Source organism: Halalkalibacter oceani (assembly GCF_040544555.1).
In the GTDB taxonomy this organism is placed as follows: domain Bacteria; phylum Bacillota; class Bacilli; order Bacillales; family Bacillaceae_D; genus Halalkalibacter; species Halalkalibacter oceani.
Window position 1 is genome coordinate 404,058 of the sequence record NZ_JBEPKD010000001.1, and the last position, 14,187, is coordinate 418,244.

The 14,187-nt window shown below is 50.2% G+C and carries 15 protein-coding genes; 2 read left to right on the top strand and 13 right to left on the bottom strand.

The genetic code is table 11. From position 1 onward, the window contains the following. Positions 1-4: 4 nt before the first annotated feature. Positions 5-1,078: a serine hydrolase domain-containing protein gene (locus ABMB67_RS02010; RefSeq protein WP_354570951.1), complete on the top strand. Its 1,074-nt coding sequence runs from the start codon at positions 5-7 to the stop codon at positions 1,076-1,078. A gap of 97 nt (positions 1,079-1,175) precedes the next feature. Here ABMB67_RS02010 and ABMB67_RS02015 read toward each other — a convergent pair whose 3' ends face one another. From ABMB67_RS02015 to ABMB67_RS02070, 12 genes are all read right to left on the bottom strand, one after another. Beyond that, positions 1,176-1,958, bottom strand: coding sequence for an enoyl-CoA hydratase/isomerase family protein (locus ABMB67_RS02015; RefSeq protein ID WP_251222308.1), 783 nt, complete (start codon positions 1,956-1,958; stop codon positions 1,176-1,178). A gap of 26 nt (positions 1,959-1,984) precedes the next feature. Further along, positions 1,985-2,770, bottom strand: coding sequence for an SDR family NAD(P)-dependent oxidoreductase (locus ABMB67_RS02020; protein WP_354570952.1), 786 nt, complete (start codon positions 2,768-2,770; stop codon positions 1,985-1,987). Between the two features lie 14 nt (positions 2,771-2,784). Then, a complete protein-coding gene (locus tag ABMB67_RS02025) occupies positions 2,785-3,732 on the bottom strand; it encodes a dihydrodipicolinate synthase family protein (RefSeq protein ID WP_354570953.1) in 948 nt (315 codons plus the stop codon). Continuing rightward, positions 3,729-5,309 carry an acyl CoA:acetate/3-ketoacid CoA transferase gene (locus ABMB67_RS02030; protein ID WP_354570954.1) on the bottom strand — a complete coding sequence of 527 codons (1,581 nt, stop codon included), beginning with the start codon at positions 5,307-5,309 and terminating at the stop codon, positions 3,729-3,731. The genes ABMB67_RS02025 and ABMB67_RS02030 overlap by 4 nt, the downstream gene beginning before the upstream one ends. Positions 5,310-5,333: 24 nt before the next feature. After that, positions 5,334-6,449 carry a glycoside hydrolase family 88 protein gene (locus ABMB67_RS02035; protein WP_251222312.1) on the bottom strand — a complete coding sequence of 372 codons (1,116 nt, stop codon included), beginning with the start codon at positions 6,447-6,449 and terminating at the stop codon, positions 5,334-5,336. 13 nt (positions 6,450-6,462) lie between these two features. Continuing rightward, complete coding sequence (locus ABMB67_RS02040) at positions 6,463-7,224, bottom strand: SDR family NAD(P)-dependent oxidoreductase (protein WP_251222313.1); 762 nt, start codon at positions 7,222-7,224, stop codon at positions 6,463-6,465. Between the two features lie 3 nt (positions 7,225-7,227). Further along, positions 7,228-7,653 carry a MaoC/PaaZ C-terminal domain-containing protein gene (locus ABMB67_RS02045; RefSeq protein WP_251194035.1) on the bottom strand — a complete coding sequence of 142 codons (426 nt, stop codon included), beginning with the start codon at positions 7,651-7,653 and terminating at the stop codon, positions 7,228-7,230. Then, the gene (locus ABMB67_RS02050; RefSeq protein ID WP_354570955.1) at positions 7,650-8,657 is read right to left on the bottom strand and encodes a Gfo/Idh/MocA family protein; all 1,008 of its coding nucleotides are present in this window, start codon (positions 8,655-8,657) and stop codon (positions 7,650-7,652) included. Before ABMB67_RS02050 ends, ABMB67_RS02045 begins: the two co-directional genes overlap by 4 nt. Positions 8,658-8,687: 30 nt before the next feature. Further along, the gene (locus tag ABMB67_RS02055) at positions 8,688-9,431 is read right to left on the bottom strand and encodes an SDR family NAD(P)-dependent oxidoreductase (RefSeq protein ID WP_251194033.1); all 744 of its coding nucleotides are present in this window, start codon (positions 9,429-9,431) and stop codon (positions 8,688-8,690) included. A gap of 39 nt (positions 9,432-9,470) precedes the next feature. After that, positions 9,471-10,805 (bottom strand): TRAP transporter large permease, encoded by a 1,335-nt coding sequence (locus ABMB67_RS02060; protein ID WP_251194032.1) that lies wholly within the window; start codon positions 10,803-10,805, stop codon positions 9,471-9,473. After that, entirely contained in the window at positions 10,805-11,368 is a 564-nt protein-coding gene (locus ABMB67_RS02065) for a TRAP transporter small permease (protein WP_251194031.1), read from the bottom strand. The genes ABMB67_RS02060 and ABMB67_RS02065 overlap by 1 nt, the downstream gene beginning before the upstream one ends. Positions 11,369-11,474: 106 nt before the next feature. Then, a complete protein-coding gene (locus ABMB67_RS02070) occupies positions 11,475-12,545 on the bottom strand; it encodes a TRAP transporter substrate-binding protein (RefSeq protein ID WP_251222317.1) in 1,071 nt (356 codons plus the stop codon). Between the two features lie 321 nt (positions 12,546-12,866). Between ABMB67_RS02070 and ABMB67_RS02075 the strand changes: the two genes are divergently transcribed. Then, positions 12,867-13,388: a D-glycero-alpha-D-manno-heptose-1,7-bisphosphate 7-phosphatase gene (locus ABMB67_RS02075; RefSeq protein WP_251194028.1), complete on the top strand. Its 522-nt coding sequence runs from the start codon at positions 12,867-12,869 to the stop codon at positions 13,386-13,388. Positions 13,389-13,400: 12 nt separating this feature from the next. Here ABMB67_RS02075 and ABMB67_RS02080 read toward each other — a convergent pair whose 3' ends face one another. Continuing rightward, positions 13,401-13,844, bottom strand: a complete 444-nt coding sequence (locus ABMB67_RS02080; protein WP_354570956.1) for a YkzI domain-containing protein — start codon at positions 13,842-13,844, stop codon at positions 13,401-13,403. Positions 13,845-14,187 lie beyond the last annotated feature (343 nt).

The following is a 14,187-nucleotide window of genomic DNA, read 5'->3' on the forward strand; positions in this document are numbered from 1 at the left end:
ATTTATGAGTAAACGCGAAAAAAGAACGATCATTATACTAGCAGGGATGATAAATATGATTGCTCTTCTCATAATCGGGTATCAAGACACACCGCTTCTTAAAACGGAGTCGACCTGGCCGAAGCATGAAAACCTCGAAGAGATCGGCTGGTCGGAAGAAAAGCTTGAAGAAGCCCGCAAATTTTACCGATCGCTTGGCTCAACGGCGGCGATGGCGATTTATGACGGAAAAGTGTTATTCTCCTGGGGGAACACAAGTCAGAAAAGCAACGTCCATTCCATTCGCAAAAGCTATTTAAGCGCGCTGTACGGAATTCATGTTCAGGAAGGGACGATCGCTTTATCGAAAACGCTGCGTGAGCTTGGGATTGAAGATCGCGTCGCGTTGACGGAGATGGAAAAAGAGGCGCAAATTGAAGACTTATTAACGTCACGTTCCGGTATCTTTTTAAGAGCCGGAGAGGAATCTTTAATGATGAGATGGCGGCGGCCTGAACGGGAGCTTCACCTCCCTGGTTCGTATTTCTACTATAATAATTGGGACTTCAATGTGTTAGGAACGATCTTCAATAATCTGACCGGCAAAGATTTATTTGATGAGTTTTATCACAAAATTGCCCTGCCGCTTGGAATGGAAGATTTTGAGCCTGAGGATGGAAGCTATAAGTATGAACTGCGCCGTTCGTTGCATCCATCCTACCTTTTCCGGATGTCAGCCCGTGACATGGCGCGTTTCGGACAACTTTATTTGCAAAACGGACAATGGGAAGGAAAGCAAATTATCCCCGAGGAATGGGTCGAGGTGAGCACGCAGGCTCATGCACATGCGCCTTCCTCCAATGAATATGGCTACGGCTATATGTGGTGGGTCGCAGAAAAAGAGTTTGCCGATGTCGGCCTTTATTCTGCTGTCGGCCGCTACGGGCAATCGATCGATATTGTGCCGGAAAAAAACCTTGTTTTCGTTCACCGGGTCAATTCGGACCGCTTCTTTAACCGGACTGTCCGCTACGTCAGCTCCAGTCAGCGATTGCAGCTTTTATCGATGATCCTCGATGCAAAAATCGAGCCGGAGTGAGAATTTCCAGAGGAAGCTGGCGTTGAAAAGAGGTAGACAAAGGGCGCGCTTCGCCTTTTGTCTACCTCTTGATTTTAATAGGATGTGAGCCGCATCTTTACTCAAACCTCGGCTCTCTTTTTTCAAAGAACGCTTTAACGCCTTCCTCACAATCGCGCGTTTGAAAAACCCGATCACTCAGTTCCAGCGTCAGCTCCGTATTCTCGGCAACGGTCAATCTCGCTGATCGCTTAACTCCTTGTTTAATCGCTTTTAATGATGCCTTTGGCTTTTGTGCAAGTCTTTCTGCAAGACGAAGCGCGTAATCAAAAACGTCGTCGTCAGGAACCACTTCATTGACTAGTCCGATGCGGTAAGCCTCCTTAGCGTCGATTAAATCGCCGAAATACATCAGCTCGAGAGCCTTCGCTTCGCCGACGACTTGCGGAAGACGGAATAACCCGCCGCTTCCCGGAAAGACACCTAAATTAACCTCTGGAAAGCCAATGCGGCTCGTTTCAGCGATAATCCGGATGTCACACGCTAACGCTATTTCTCCGCCGCCGCCGCAGGCGACACCATTGATCGCGGCGATAACCGGTTTTGGCAGCGCCTCGATCGCGTTGAAAGCTTCGTTTTCCTTTCTTAGCTTTTTTCCGATAACATCATCCCGCACGCTTGGAAATTCGTTAATATCCGAGCCGGCGCAAAATGCTTTTTCACCGGCACCGGTTAAAATGACGACCCGTACTTCATCATCCGCTTCAATTTCTTGCAAAATGGAACGCAACTGCTTCGTCGCTTCGAGCGTCGTCACATTCAAGGGCGGATTGTTAAGCGTCAGCACCGCCACTTTATTTGTTCGTTTTTCAAATTGAATCAGTTCACTTGCTACGGTCATTTCTTTTCCCCTTTCCTGAACGTAATTTATAGCATAAAGGCCCCGCCGCTAATATGGAGGCACTCTCCTGTTACATAGTCCGCTTCACGGGAAGCGAGGAAGGCAATCGCCCCGGCGACATCGTCGGGCGTACCGGCGCGTGCCAGCGGCACTTCGCCAATCCGCTGCCGCTTTGGTTCCCCGACCTTCATTCCTTTCAGCTCCGCCCACTCCCGGTCGCATCTCTCCCATAATGCCGTATCAACAATCCCGGGTGCAACCGCATTAACCCGAATGCCCGTATCAGCAAGTGCAAGAGCGAACGATTTCGTTAAACTGATGATCGCCGCTTTCGAGGCCGCATAATGGGCGTAGAGCGGATGACCGTTCCTGCCCATCACCGACGCGACGTTGATAATGACTCCGCCAGTGTGGTTCTGTTTCATCGCCGCCGCTGCCACCTGCATCCCGAAAAAGCTCCCTCGCGCATTGATGTCAAGCATCCGGTCCCAATCATCTGCCGTAATGGTTAAAATATCCTTCACTTGCTGGATGCCGGCATTATTAACCATAACAGTTAACGGGGCGGCAAACTGCTCCTGGGCAATTGCCGGAATTTCGCTGACAGCCTCCTTGTCGCGCACATCCACCGCTAACGGAAATGCCTTCCCCTGCTGCTCTTCAATCAGCCTCACCGTCTTTTCGGCATCAGCGGCATATTGGTCGGTAACGAGCACGGCCGCGCCTTCCGAGGCAAATTTGAGCGCCGCCGCGCGCCCGATTCCTTTTCCTGCTCCTGTAATCGCCACGACTTGCTTTGCCAATCTGTTCATCGTCTTCACCTGCTTTAGCGGAGATTTTCCGAGCCTGGCAAACGCGCTTCAATCAGCGCCTTTCTGATCTGTTCCCTTTCTTCAGCGGAGATGCGTTGAAGCGGCGGACGGACGTGTGCTTCGTCAATCCGGCTGAGCATCGCGATCGCTTCCTTCATCCGGTTATGCATATCGATAAACGGCTCGGCATAGAAAACCTGTACGAGCGGATAGAGGCGGGCGGCATGCTCTCTTGCCAATGCCAGGTCACCCTTTTGCACGGCGTCGAACAAAGCGGCCTGAATTTCGGCAATCATACTACCGTGTCCGGATAAAATGCCGTCCGCCCCGATGCAAAGCGAAGGAAGCAACGCCTTGCTGAAGCTCGTCAAAACAGATATATGCTTCGGCAGGGCCTTCAGCTCGCGATAGTTGCGCTCATAGACGCTAATGTCATTGGACCATTCTTTGATCGCCACCACTTGATCAATGTCACGGCAAATCCGGACAACGGTTTCGGTCGGCAAATGCAGTCCCGACGTGACCGGATACACAAAGGCGATCATTGGCAACGATGTCGCTTCGGCGATTGCTTCATAATGCCGATAAGCCATTTCAGGTCTGAGCTGCGCGCCCAGATCGAGCACAGCTGACGGAAAGATTAATAAGCAATCTGCCCCTTCCCGTTCAGCCATTTTCGCCAGCTCGGCGGCCTGCTTCGTTCCATCGGCATAAATTCCGCAAATGACCGGAATTTCCTTGTCTGCCTCTTCGACGGTGATCCCCAGGCTGCGCTGCTGCTCCTCCCGGGTTAATGTCGCGATTTCAGCGGCATGACCATTTGTTGTGATCGCGCTAACTCCGGGCGTCTCAATCAATGCACGGAGATGGCGGCGGTAATTTCTTTCATCAATGTCCAAATCGCTTGTAAACGGCAATAAATTAGCGGGGATGACCCCTGACAGCTTTAGATCTTTTTTCATCTTGCATACCTCCTTGATTGTTTCCCTGCAAATCGCTCCGCTTCATCTAGTCCGATTTTTTCCGGGGAAAAAATGCGTTTATCCATATAAGTAAGTTCCTCTGCAATATGCGGCCGGTACTCCATTTGCTGCAAAATATCGCGCTCCAGCTCAACTCCCGGCGCAATCTCGATTAACGTTACCCCTTTATCTGTCAAAGTGAAGACGGCGCGCTCTGTCACATAATAAACTTCCTGCCCTTTTTTCAGCGCTTCACGGCCATTAAAGGTGAGATGCGCGAGCTCGGTGACAAATTTTTTATACCGGCCCTCGTGGATGATGCGAATCGCCTGATTCTCAATCGCGACATGTAATTGCCCTGCTGTAAACGAGCCGCAGAAGACAATTTTTTTCGTCGCATGGACGATATCGATGAAGCCGCCGAGATTATATTTGCCGTTAACCTTGCTGACATTAATGCTGCCATCCGAGGCTATCTGGGCCATTCCGAGGCAGGTCATATCGAGCCGGCCGGCATCATAAAAATCAAAAATTGCATGAGCATCCATAACCGCCATCATATTCACGCCGGCGCCAAACGCTTCTTTATTGTTCGGAATTCCGCCGACCGGGCCGTGCTCGACGTTGAAAATCACCTGCTCGGCAATGCCTTCTTCAGCGGCGATTTGCGGCACGCCGGCACTAACACCGAAACCGAAGTTGACAAGCGCCCCAGGCTCAAGCTCCATTGCTGCCCGGCGCGCAATCACTTTTTTGTAATCGAGCGGTGCCGGAGCAAGCTGTTTGACAGGGAGGCGAATATCGCCGGTCCAGGCCGGATTGTATGGCATATTCTTCATTTGCTCAGGAACGAGAACAACATAATCGACAAAGATTGCCGGGACCGTCACTGTCTTCGGATGAATGCTGCCGCGTTCGGCGAGCTGAGAGACCTGGGCAATCACGATGCCGCCATTGTTTTTCGCCGCCATTGCCTGGTGGAGGATTCCGATGGAATTAGGCTCATGCTCCAGCGACAGATTGCCATCTTCATCGGCCGTTGTCGCCCGGATGATCGCGACATCGGAAGGCAGCGCTTTGTAAAATAAAAATTCCTGGCCGTCGATCACCTGAACGGTCGCCAGCTCCTCCGTCGTTCGTGGCGTTAATTTGTTTTGCGCCATGCGCGGATCCACCATCGTATGCAGGCCTACCGCTGTCAGAATGCCGGGCTGATGGGCGGCGGCGGCCCGGACCATATTGTAAAGCGCCCCGTATGGCACTAAATAAGCTTCTACCTCGTTTTCAGCAATTAATGTGTTTAATCGATCTACCTTCAGCGTATAATAGCTTCCGGCATACATTCGTTTCACCATTCCTTTGTGGGCAAAGCGGTCAATTCCCGTGCCGCTGCGCTGTGCTCCGGGAATGACATTGTACACGAGCGTCAACTGATCAGGCTGCTCTGTTTCCAAATAACGTTGCTCAAGCTGTTGCAAGATCTCATCCGGCAGCAGCATTTCTCCATTTCCGGAGACGCTTATCGTCTGTCCGGACTGAATCAAAGCCGCTGCTTCTTTGGCAGACAGGATTTCCATTCTCTCATCCCCTTTTTTTGCCAGTTAATAGAAAAGCGCCAATCGCTCGTGATCGTTTTTATGAATTAAGCGGTATAACGCCTCAACGAAATAATAATCACCGTACATCGTCGACTCGCCGATCCCGGAGCGGCGCGGCTGATCAACGGTCGCTCTTTCAATCAAGCCATAGCAATCAGACCGGGGCGAAAAGCAATGGTCAACCAGCGCCTGAACAAGAAGCTCGCCGCGCTTATGCCAGCGCGCCTCCTGCTCCGCCGGTGATTGGTCGGCAAGCAGGAGCATCCCGGCTGCGGCAATGCTCGCCGCCGAAGAATCAATCGGCGCATCCGGCTCATTTCTAAAATAAAAATCCCAGCGCGGCAAAGTCGTTCCGTCGTCAAGATGGTCCCAGAAGTAGTCAGCGAGCCTGGCGGAGCAGTCAAGATAGCGCTTCTCCCCCGTATAGCGATACATATTGGCAAATCCATACAGTGCCCAGGCCTGCCCGCGGGACCAGCAAGTTTCGGCGGAAAAGCCTTGATGCGTCCCCCGTTCAACAACAGCAAAGGACTCGGTGTCCCAGCGCACTGTATGATAGGTGGAAGCATCCGCACGCACATGATAGCGGATGATGTTGTCGGCAACCTGTATGGCGGTTTGCGCCAGTTTTTCGTTCCCTGTTTCTTGACTTGCCCAGACCATGAGCGGTAAATTCATGATCGTATCAACGATGGCGACACCTTCATAGCCCGGCTCATCCCAAGCCAAAATCAATCCTGCTCGCTCCTCGTAAAGATCGCTCATATTATAGGCGCCGGCAATCGCCAGCTCTTTCAGCTGGCCGTCACTTGTCAGACGCTCGCCCATTACGCAGCTCGGGCCGAAAAGAAAGCCCATATCATGCGTCTTGTTGTCATCCGTCCGGGCTTTCAACCTTCGCGCCCAAGCTGCCGCCTGCTGAAGCGCCTTCTGCTGATCGGTCTCATAGAGTGATTTGATCCATTGCAATCCCGTCCAAAAACCGCCGGTCCAATGACCGTAGCGGAATGTCAGCCATTTTCCGTCCTTCGTAATATGAGGAAAATCGCTCACTTTCTTTTCGATCTCCGTCACTTTCTCCAGGCTTTTCATTAAGACATCTGCTAGATTATTCGTCATCCCTCATCCGCCCTTAGTCCATTAAGGTGCCGCCATTGACTTCGATCATTTCGCCAGTCATGTAATCGGCTGCCTCAGAAGCGAGAAACAGCACCGCACCGACACATTCCTCCGGTGTCCCCTCACGGCCGAGCGGGATTTGCATCTGCATCTTCGCCCGCATCTCCTCTGGCGTGTAGCGATCATGGAACGGCGTCGCGATAATTCCCGGAGCAATCCCGTTTACGAGAATATTTGCGGAAGCGAGTTCCTTCGCCAGCCCCTTTGTAAACGTGCTTACCGCCCCTTTTGAAGAGGCGTAAGCGATCGAACCGCCACCGCCGCCATTTCTCGCAGCCTGTGAGGAGAGATTAATAATCTTGCCCCCTCCCTGCTGTTTCAAAAGTGGAATCGCCTGCTTCGAGCATAAAAAGACCGATTTCGCATTAACTTCAAAGACGCGGTCCCACAGCTCTTCCTCCATTTCCTCAATCGCGGTTCGCTTTAACAGACCGCCGGCATTATTGATTAAAAGATTCAGCTTGCCATAGGTGTCAACCGTTTGCGCAAATAAGGCTTCCACTTCTTCCTTGCGTGATACATCGGCCTGGACCGCGATGGCGCGTCCTCCTTTTCTTTCAATCTCGGAAACAACCTCTTCCGCCTTCTCTTTGCTGTTGTTATAATTGACGACAACTTGGGCGCCAGCTTCGGCAAGCCCTTTCGCAACCGCCGCCCCAATTCCTGTGCTCGCTCCGGTTACGATCGCGACCTGCCCGTTCAATTCAATCTTCATACTTTAGTCCTCCCTGTCGATGAATTTTAAAATATGTGTTGCGACGGTACAAAGCTCGTCATCCTGATTGCGGACTTCAATCGACGCCTTTGTCTTTTGCCCGCCTTCGTCCACTTCGGTAATCGTATATGACACGGTTATCGTATCGCCGATAAAAATCGGCTGAATAAAGCGGATCCGGTCATAGCCGTATGAGACGGCAGGCAAGCCGGTTTTTTCAACCATTAATGTTGAAGTCGTCGAGGCAAAGCCGACCGAAAGCACGCCATGAGCGATTCTTTTCTTATAAGCTGTTTTGCTCATGTACTGCTCATTGACGTGATTCGGACTTAAATCCCCGGTAATCCCGGCGAACAAATACACATCGGTCTCGCCAATCGTTTTGCTGAATTGAACCGAATCGCCCACTTTAATTGGCAGCTGCTTCATTGCTTCACCCCCTCTCCTTTTTCTGCAAGTGAAATCACCCGCTTTTGATCTAGCGACTGCTTGACAGCATCAAGCACTCTCATCAGCGTAACGATTTCTCTTCCGGAAGCAATCGGCTCACGCCCATCAATGATCGCTTCGCAAAACTCCGCCATTTGCCGCTCGAAATTGACGCCGCCATCAAGATAGGAGCCGTACGGCTCTGTCACCATTAGCTCATCAGCGATCCATAAATCTTTTTCATCCTTAATCCGCATCGTCCCATTTGTGCCGACGATAATTCGCTCATTATAAGGTGGCGCGCAATGAAAGGAGAGATGAACCGTTGCTGTTTTTCCTGAAGGAAATGTCAACACAATCGTCGCCTGACTTGTGCCGGTCAGCTGGTCGCTGAAGCTTCCGCCGACCGCATAGACCGTTTCCGGTGCTTCCTCAAGAAGATACAATGTCGTATCGAGCGGATGAGGGGCGTTTAACTCAACAATGAGATGCTTCATTTCGTTCCACCATTCCGTCAGTACCCGGTCAAACGACACACCTAAATAATGAGTTGTGTCGATCACTTCACCGATTTGTTTCTGTTTCAGCGAAGCTTTGGCGGCGCGTGCCGCCTTAAAAAAGCGCCGGCATTGCGCGATCATCAGCGTAACATGGTGCCTGTCGGCCGCTTCAACCATTTTTTCAGCATCTTCAACGCTCATCGCCATCGGCTTCTCGACAAGGATGTGCTTGCCGGCCTGCGCCGCAGCGATCGCCTGCTCCGCATGCACTTCATTTGGTGTGCAAAGAATAACACCGTCAATTTCAGGATTATTTAATAGCTCCTCATATTCGGTATAGATGGACGGAATGCCGTACTCTTTCGCTGCTTTTTCAGCCCGGCTGCGGTTTCTGCTCATGACAGCGACAAGCTCAGCCTTTTCCTTCGCCTGCAAGATGCTGCGAATATGAGCCGTTGATATTCTGCCGATTCCGACTACGGCAAGCTTTACTTTCTTCGTCAATCGAATCATCTCCTTCGCCTCAATTTGGCATTATTCCATTAAAATCCCGCCATCGACATTCAAACTTTCGCCGTACACATAGCTCGCTTTATCCGAACAGAGAAACAGAACGGCATTCGCAATCTCTTCCGGCTTCGCAAACCGCCCAAGCGGAATAGCGGCTGCGACACTTTCCCGTAATTCCTCGTTCAGCTGATGATGCATCGACGTATCGGCCGGGCCCGGACAAATGCTGTTTATCCGGATTCCCGACCCGGCCATCTCTCTGGCGATTGATTTCACCATCGCCAGCACGCCGCCTTTTGACGCACCGTAGGCGGCGGTGCCGATTCTTCCACCGCCGCGCTTCGCCGTGTCCGAAGCAATCGCGACGATGCTGCCGGTCTTTTGCGGCAGCATCAGCTCATATGATTTCTGCACGCAAAGAAATGTGCCGCTTAAATTGATCCGTATAACCTCCTCCCATTCAGCCAACGTCAGCTCAAGCAGCTTCGTTTTATTAATCACGCCGGCACACGTCACGCAATGATCAAGCCTGCCGAACTGCTGGCCGATATCGTCAAACAGCGCTTCAACGCTCTCCTCATTCCTGACATCAACCTGATAGGCGCTTGCCCGCCCGCCGTATTCCCTGAACACCGCAGCGACAGCTTCCGCCTGTTGCAAATCGCGATCAGCAAGACAGACGGTCACTCCTTCCTTGAAAAAAGCTTCCGAAACAGCACGGCCTATCCCGCTTGCTGCCCCGGTGACTAAAGCAACTCGTTGATTCATCTCGATCAGCTCTTTTCGCTCATATTTTTTTGTTTTCCGTTATGGACAAATATAGCCGCCTTCCGGTCCGACAAAGCAGCCGACTGATTCCGGCATAAAGACCTTCGGCAAATACAGCACCGTATCAGGGAAAAAGACGACGATCGTCAAGGTGATAATAAACACTCCATACATCGGCAAGCATTGCAGCAAAGCGTCTTTAAAGCGGACCTTTGACAACCCGGACGCCAAAAGCAAAGCGAGGCCGTACGGTGGTGTAATTAAACCGAAGGCAAGCGTGATAATGACGATAACCCCCATATGAACCGGGTTGATATTGCCAAGTTCGACAAGGGAAATGACAATCGGCATAAAAATAATGATCGCCGGAACCGCATCGACAAATTGGCCGACAACAATAAACATCAGGATGACAAGAAACATAATCAAAATCGGATTGGTGCCGGCAAAGCGCTCGATATAGCCGGAAACGACTTCGGGCGCTTTTAAGTAAGCAATCATCCAGCCGAACGCCGAGGCTGCCGCGACGCAGATTAACGGCACCGAATAGAGGACGCCGGCATTCATAAAATCTTTATGAAGATGGCGCAAATGGCTCTTTTTTAGGACGGGAATCGCGACGCAGATCGTGTAGACGACGGCAATCATCCCGGCTTCTGTCGGCGTAAACCAGCCGCTCAAAATTCCGCCCATAATAATAAACGGAATCATCAGCGGAAGCGCCGCCCTCTTTGCTGACTGGCTGATTTCCACAAAGGTCGAGCGCTGTTTGCGAATCGGCGGCGCCTGAAAGAAGAAACAATACACCATAAAGCCGCCGGCGATTAAGATGCCGGGAATAATTCCTCCAAGAAAAATGCCGATAATCGAAACTCCGCCGCTCGCCCCGTAAATGATCGCCATAATGCTCGGCGGCACGATATTGGCCAATGTCGCCGTTGCGGCGATCAACGCCGCGGTAAAGGCCGGATGATAGCCTTCATTTTTCATCTGCGGAGCGAGGATTCTCGTCGCCGCAGCCACATCAGCGGTTGAGGAACCAGACATCCCCGCGAAAAACAGACTGAAAACGGTGTTTACTTGGGCCAGCCCGCTGCGAATATGACCGACCAGGCTGTTGGCCAGGCGGATAATCCGCTCGGTAATATTCGTTGAGGCCATCAGCTCGCCGGCAAGCAGGAAAAATGGAACCGCCATCAGCGGGACGGAGTTAATCCCGTTAAACAGCTGACCGACCATTGAAGGAAGGCTGATCTCTGTGAACAAGGTGGCAACGAGCACGCTGGCAATAATCGCAAAGGCAACAGGCACGCCAATTACACCAAAAAAGAGAAACAGAAAGCTCATTAATCCGATTATCATTCCAGCTGACATTATCCGGTCATCTCCTCTTCATCCGACTTGTTTTCCTCAAACATCGAGTGCGTATGAAATCCTTTTTTCCACCCATTAATGAGCTGCTCAATCGTAAAGAGGGAGATCAGCACCCCGGAAATGGGAAGAATGACGGTCAAGACAGCGATCGGGGTCATTGAAGGCATCAAATAGCTTTGAAAGCCGTGCAGAAAATTGATGTAGCCGAAATACAATAACGACAGAGCAACACCGAGTACGACAAGACGGTTAAATGTTTCCAGCAGTACGCGGCTTGCTCCTCGCAAATTTTCAGTTGTATTGGCAAGAATGACATGCTCATTACGGCGTACGGCAACCGAAGCGCCTAGAAAGATTCCGTAGACGAAGAAGCCCAATGTTACCTCTTGGAGCCAGAGCCACGGATGACCTATCGAGCGGGTAACGACGTCTAGAAAGACACCTAATGTAAAGCCCGCTATCGCCACTCCGCAAAGAATCATCAAAATCCGCTCCAGCACATCAAATGCTTTCCATTTCAAGTTGCGGTCTTGTTGAGAAACAATCGTTTCCTTTTGACTCATTCCAGACACCTCACTTTTGTAGAACGGGTCTGCTCCAAAGACGGAATGGCTGTTGAAGCAGACCTTGCTCAAATTGCTGGCGATCCGTTACCGAAAACGAGTTTGCTTAGCGCAACGCACGAACGAGCTGTAAAATTTTCTCGGCATGCGGTCCCATTTCCGCCGCTAATTGATCCTGAATCGGTTCGGCCGCTTCCATAAAGCCCGACTTGTCTACCTCCTTCACCACTTTCACTCCAAGCTCTTCCAGTTCGGCCAACGACTCCGCTTCCAGCTCCAATGCCTTCTTCGGCTGGTTTTTGCCGACTTCATCAGCGGCAGCCTGAACCCATTCCCTTTCTTCTTCCGTTAAGCTTTCCATCACTTTGTCGCTCGCCCAGACGACGGAATTGTTGGCGGCATGCTGAGTAATCGAGAGGATCGGGGCAACCTCATAATGCTTGTTTTCCAAATAAACATTAATGCCGTTTTCAGCGATATCCATTACTCCGGTCTGGAGTGACGTGTAGACTTCGCCAAAAGCCATATGAACGGTTTGCGCTCCATAGGCCGGCATATGCACGTCCTCGGTTCTTGTGGCTTGTACGCGAATTTTTTTGCCATTGAGATCGTCGACGCTCTGAATTTCATCCTTGGAATACATATTGCGCAAACCTAGCGTCATCGGCGACAATACTTGTGCTCCGGTTACCGACTCACTGAACATATCCTTCAATGCCTGCGTGACTTCCGGATCAGCCAAGGCGCGGGCGAGGTGGTCTTCATCCTCAAAAATATAATGCAAGGAAAAAACGGCTGACTGCTCCGCTACAGTTGTCGCATTCGCAGTAGAACTGATAATAAAGTCAATATCTCCGGAACGAACCTTTTGCAGCATTTCAGGCTCTGAGCCAAGCTGAGCTCCCGGATAATGGGCAATCGTCATCTTGCCGCCGCTTAATTCTTCAAGCTTCTCACGAAAAATTTCTCCGGCGATTCCGTAACCGGTGGACTGCGGCTGGTCGTAGCCGAATGAAAATGTTCGCACTTCTCCATTATTTGCGGCCTCCCCGCCGGCATCAGGCGCCGGTGCATCCGGAGTTTGTGCAGGATCGCTTGACGTTCCGCCCCCGCAGGCAGCAAGCATCATGATAACGCTTACAAATAAAATCACCGTAAGACCTCTTTTTTTTCCCATATTATCTCCTCCTTACCTGTTATCGTCTTGCGAAGTCAGTCGTTTTCCCCACCTCCTTTCAGTGATAAAGGGCGATCTTAAGAAAACGTTTACATTTTTTTCGACAAAATCTTTGAATTAAAAGCGGTTAAATTGGAGTAATCAGCTAAATTACGCATAATACAAGAAAACGTTTACAATAAAATCCTCGCTTATTCACGTTTATTCTAGCGGCTCAGAATCGATCAGTCAATATAATTCTGAATATTTTTATTATTTAAAATCTCTTTCCCGTATGAAAATCAGCAATTTTGCTTATGATTAATCTTGAAAGGAGGCATTATGAGACAAGCTGTTTTTTTAGACCGGGATGGGGTAATAAATGAAGTGTTATCGAAACGAGTGAGATTCGTCAATCGTCCATCGCATTTTTTCTTGTTAGATGGTGTCGGTGAAGCGATACATCTTCTCAACCGGGCGAACTGGCCGGTATTTGTCGTAACAAACCAGGGCGGCGTCGGCCTTGGCTACATGAGTGAAGCTTCCCTCCAGGAGGTTCATCAGGAGATGATCAGGCAGCTGGCTGCTTACGAGGCCAGAATCACGGCGATTGCCTATTGTGCGCACGCTCCCCATGCAGGCTGCGCCTGCCGCAAACCAGGCTCGAAAATGCTTGAAGATTTAGCCGTGAGATATGATGTTGATCTTGCAGCAAGCGTGATGGTCGGCGACCGGCAGGCTGATATTGAAGCGGGCAAAAAAGCGGGATGCACGACAATTGGCATTGGACAAAACGTGACCGGCGCCGATGCTCATTTCCCAAGCCTGCGTGCCGCCGTACCATGGATTCTCTCCAATACTTGAGGAGGCGGCGGCTCAGCCCTTTGCCAGACGCTTCTGCTCCCTCCGTAACTCCTGCAGTTTATGTTTTATTTCCTGCACACTCATTTGATTGTTAGTCGTCAGCTCTTCATGAAGGACCATTAAATAATAGTCGATCTCCTGATAAATCTCGCGGGCTGTCCGTTTTCTTTTTTGCTCCAGCCTCTTCCTCGTTTTCAACGTAAATTGAATCGAGAAATCAAGTACTTGCAGCACAGGGAAACTAATGATTTGGGCCCGCAGAAGCTCGAGGTAATGTTTATGACGACGGAATGTTAATAAATTCCGCTCCTCTGAATTATAAATGTGCAAAATCATCGTCCCTTTATGAAACCCCCAAAATATTTGAAATTGCTGGTTCAAACAAGCCTGGACAATTCCTTTTAACTCCTTACGCGTTATAGCGAGTGATAAGTCTTCATGAACAAGTTTTTTCATTCAGTTCACCAACTTTCACAAGTGATCGCCTGCCAGAAAGCGTTTTCACCTCTTTATTTTATCCTATTCACTGATTTTCGTCATTATGTCAGTTTTATTGTTTACATAATAAAATTATAGGAAATAGGAAAACACGTAGCGTCCTTTCTTAGAAGCCGACGCCCTTCCTCGAATCAACCCGAAAACTTTTCTACTTTCTTATCTTTAAAAAAATCGAAGCAACTTCCCCTCTTTCCATTTCTAATTTGCTTACCATAATTTTATTGGACTATCCTTCCGATGATTCCCTACTAAATTCGCAAATAGAAGCAATACATTTATTTTTCTGAAATATCTTTTAGGT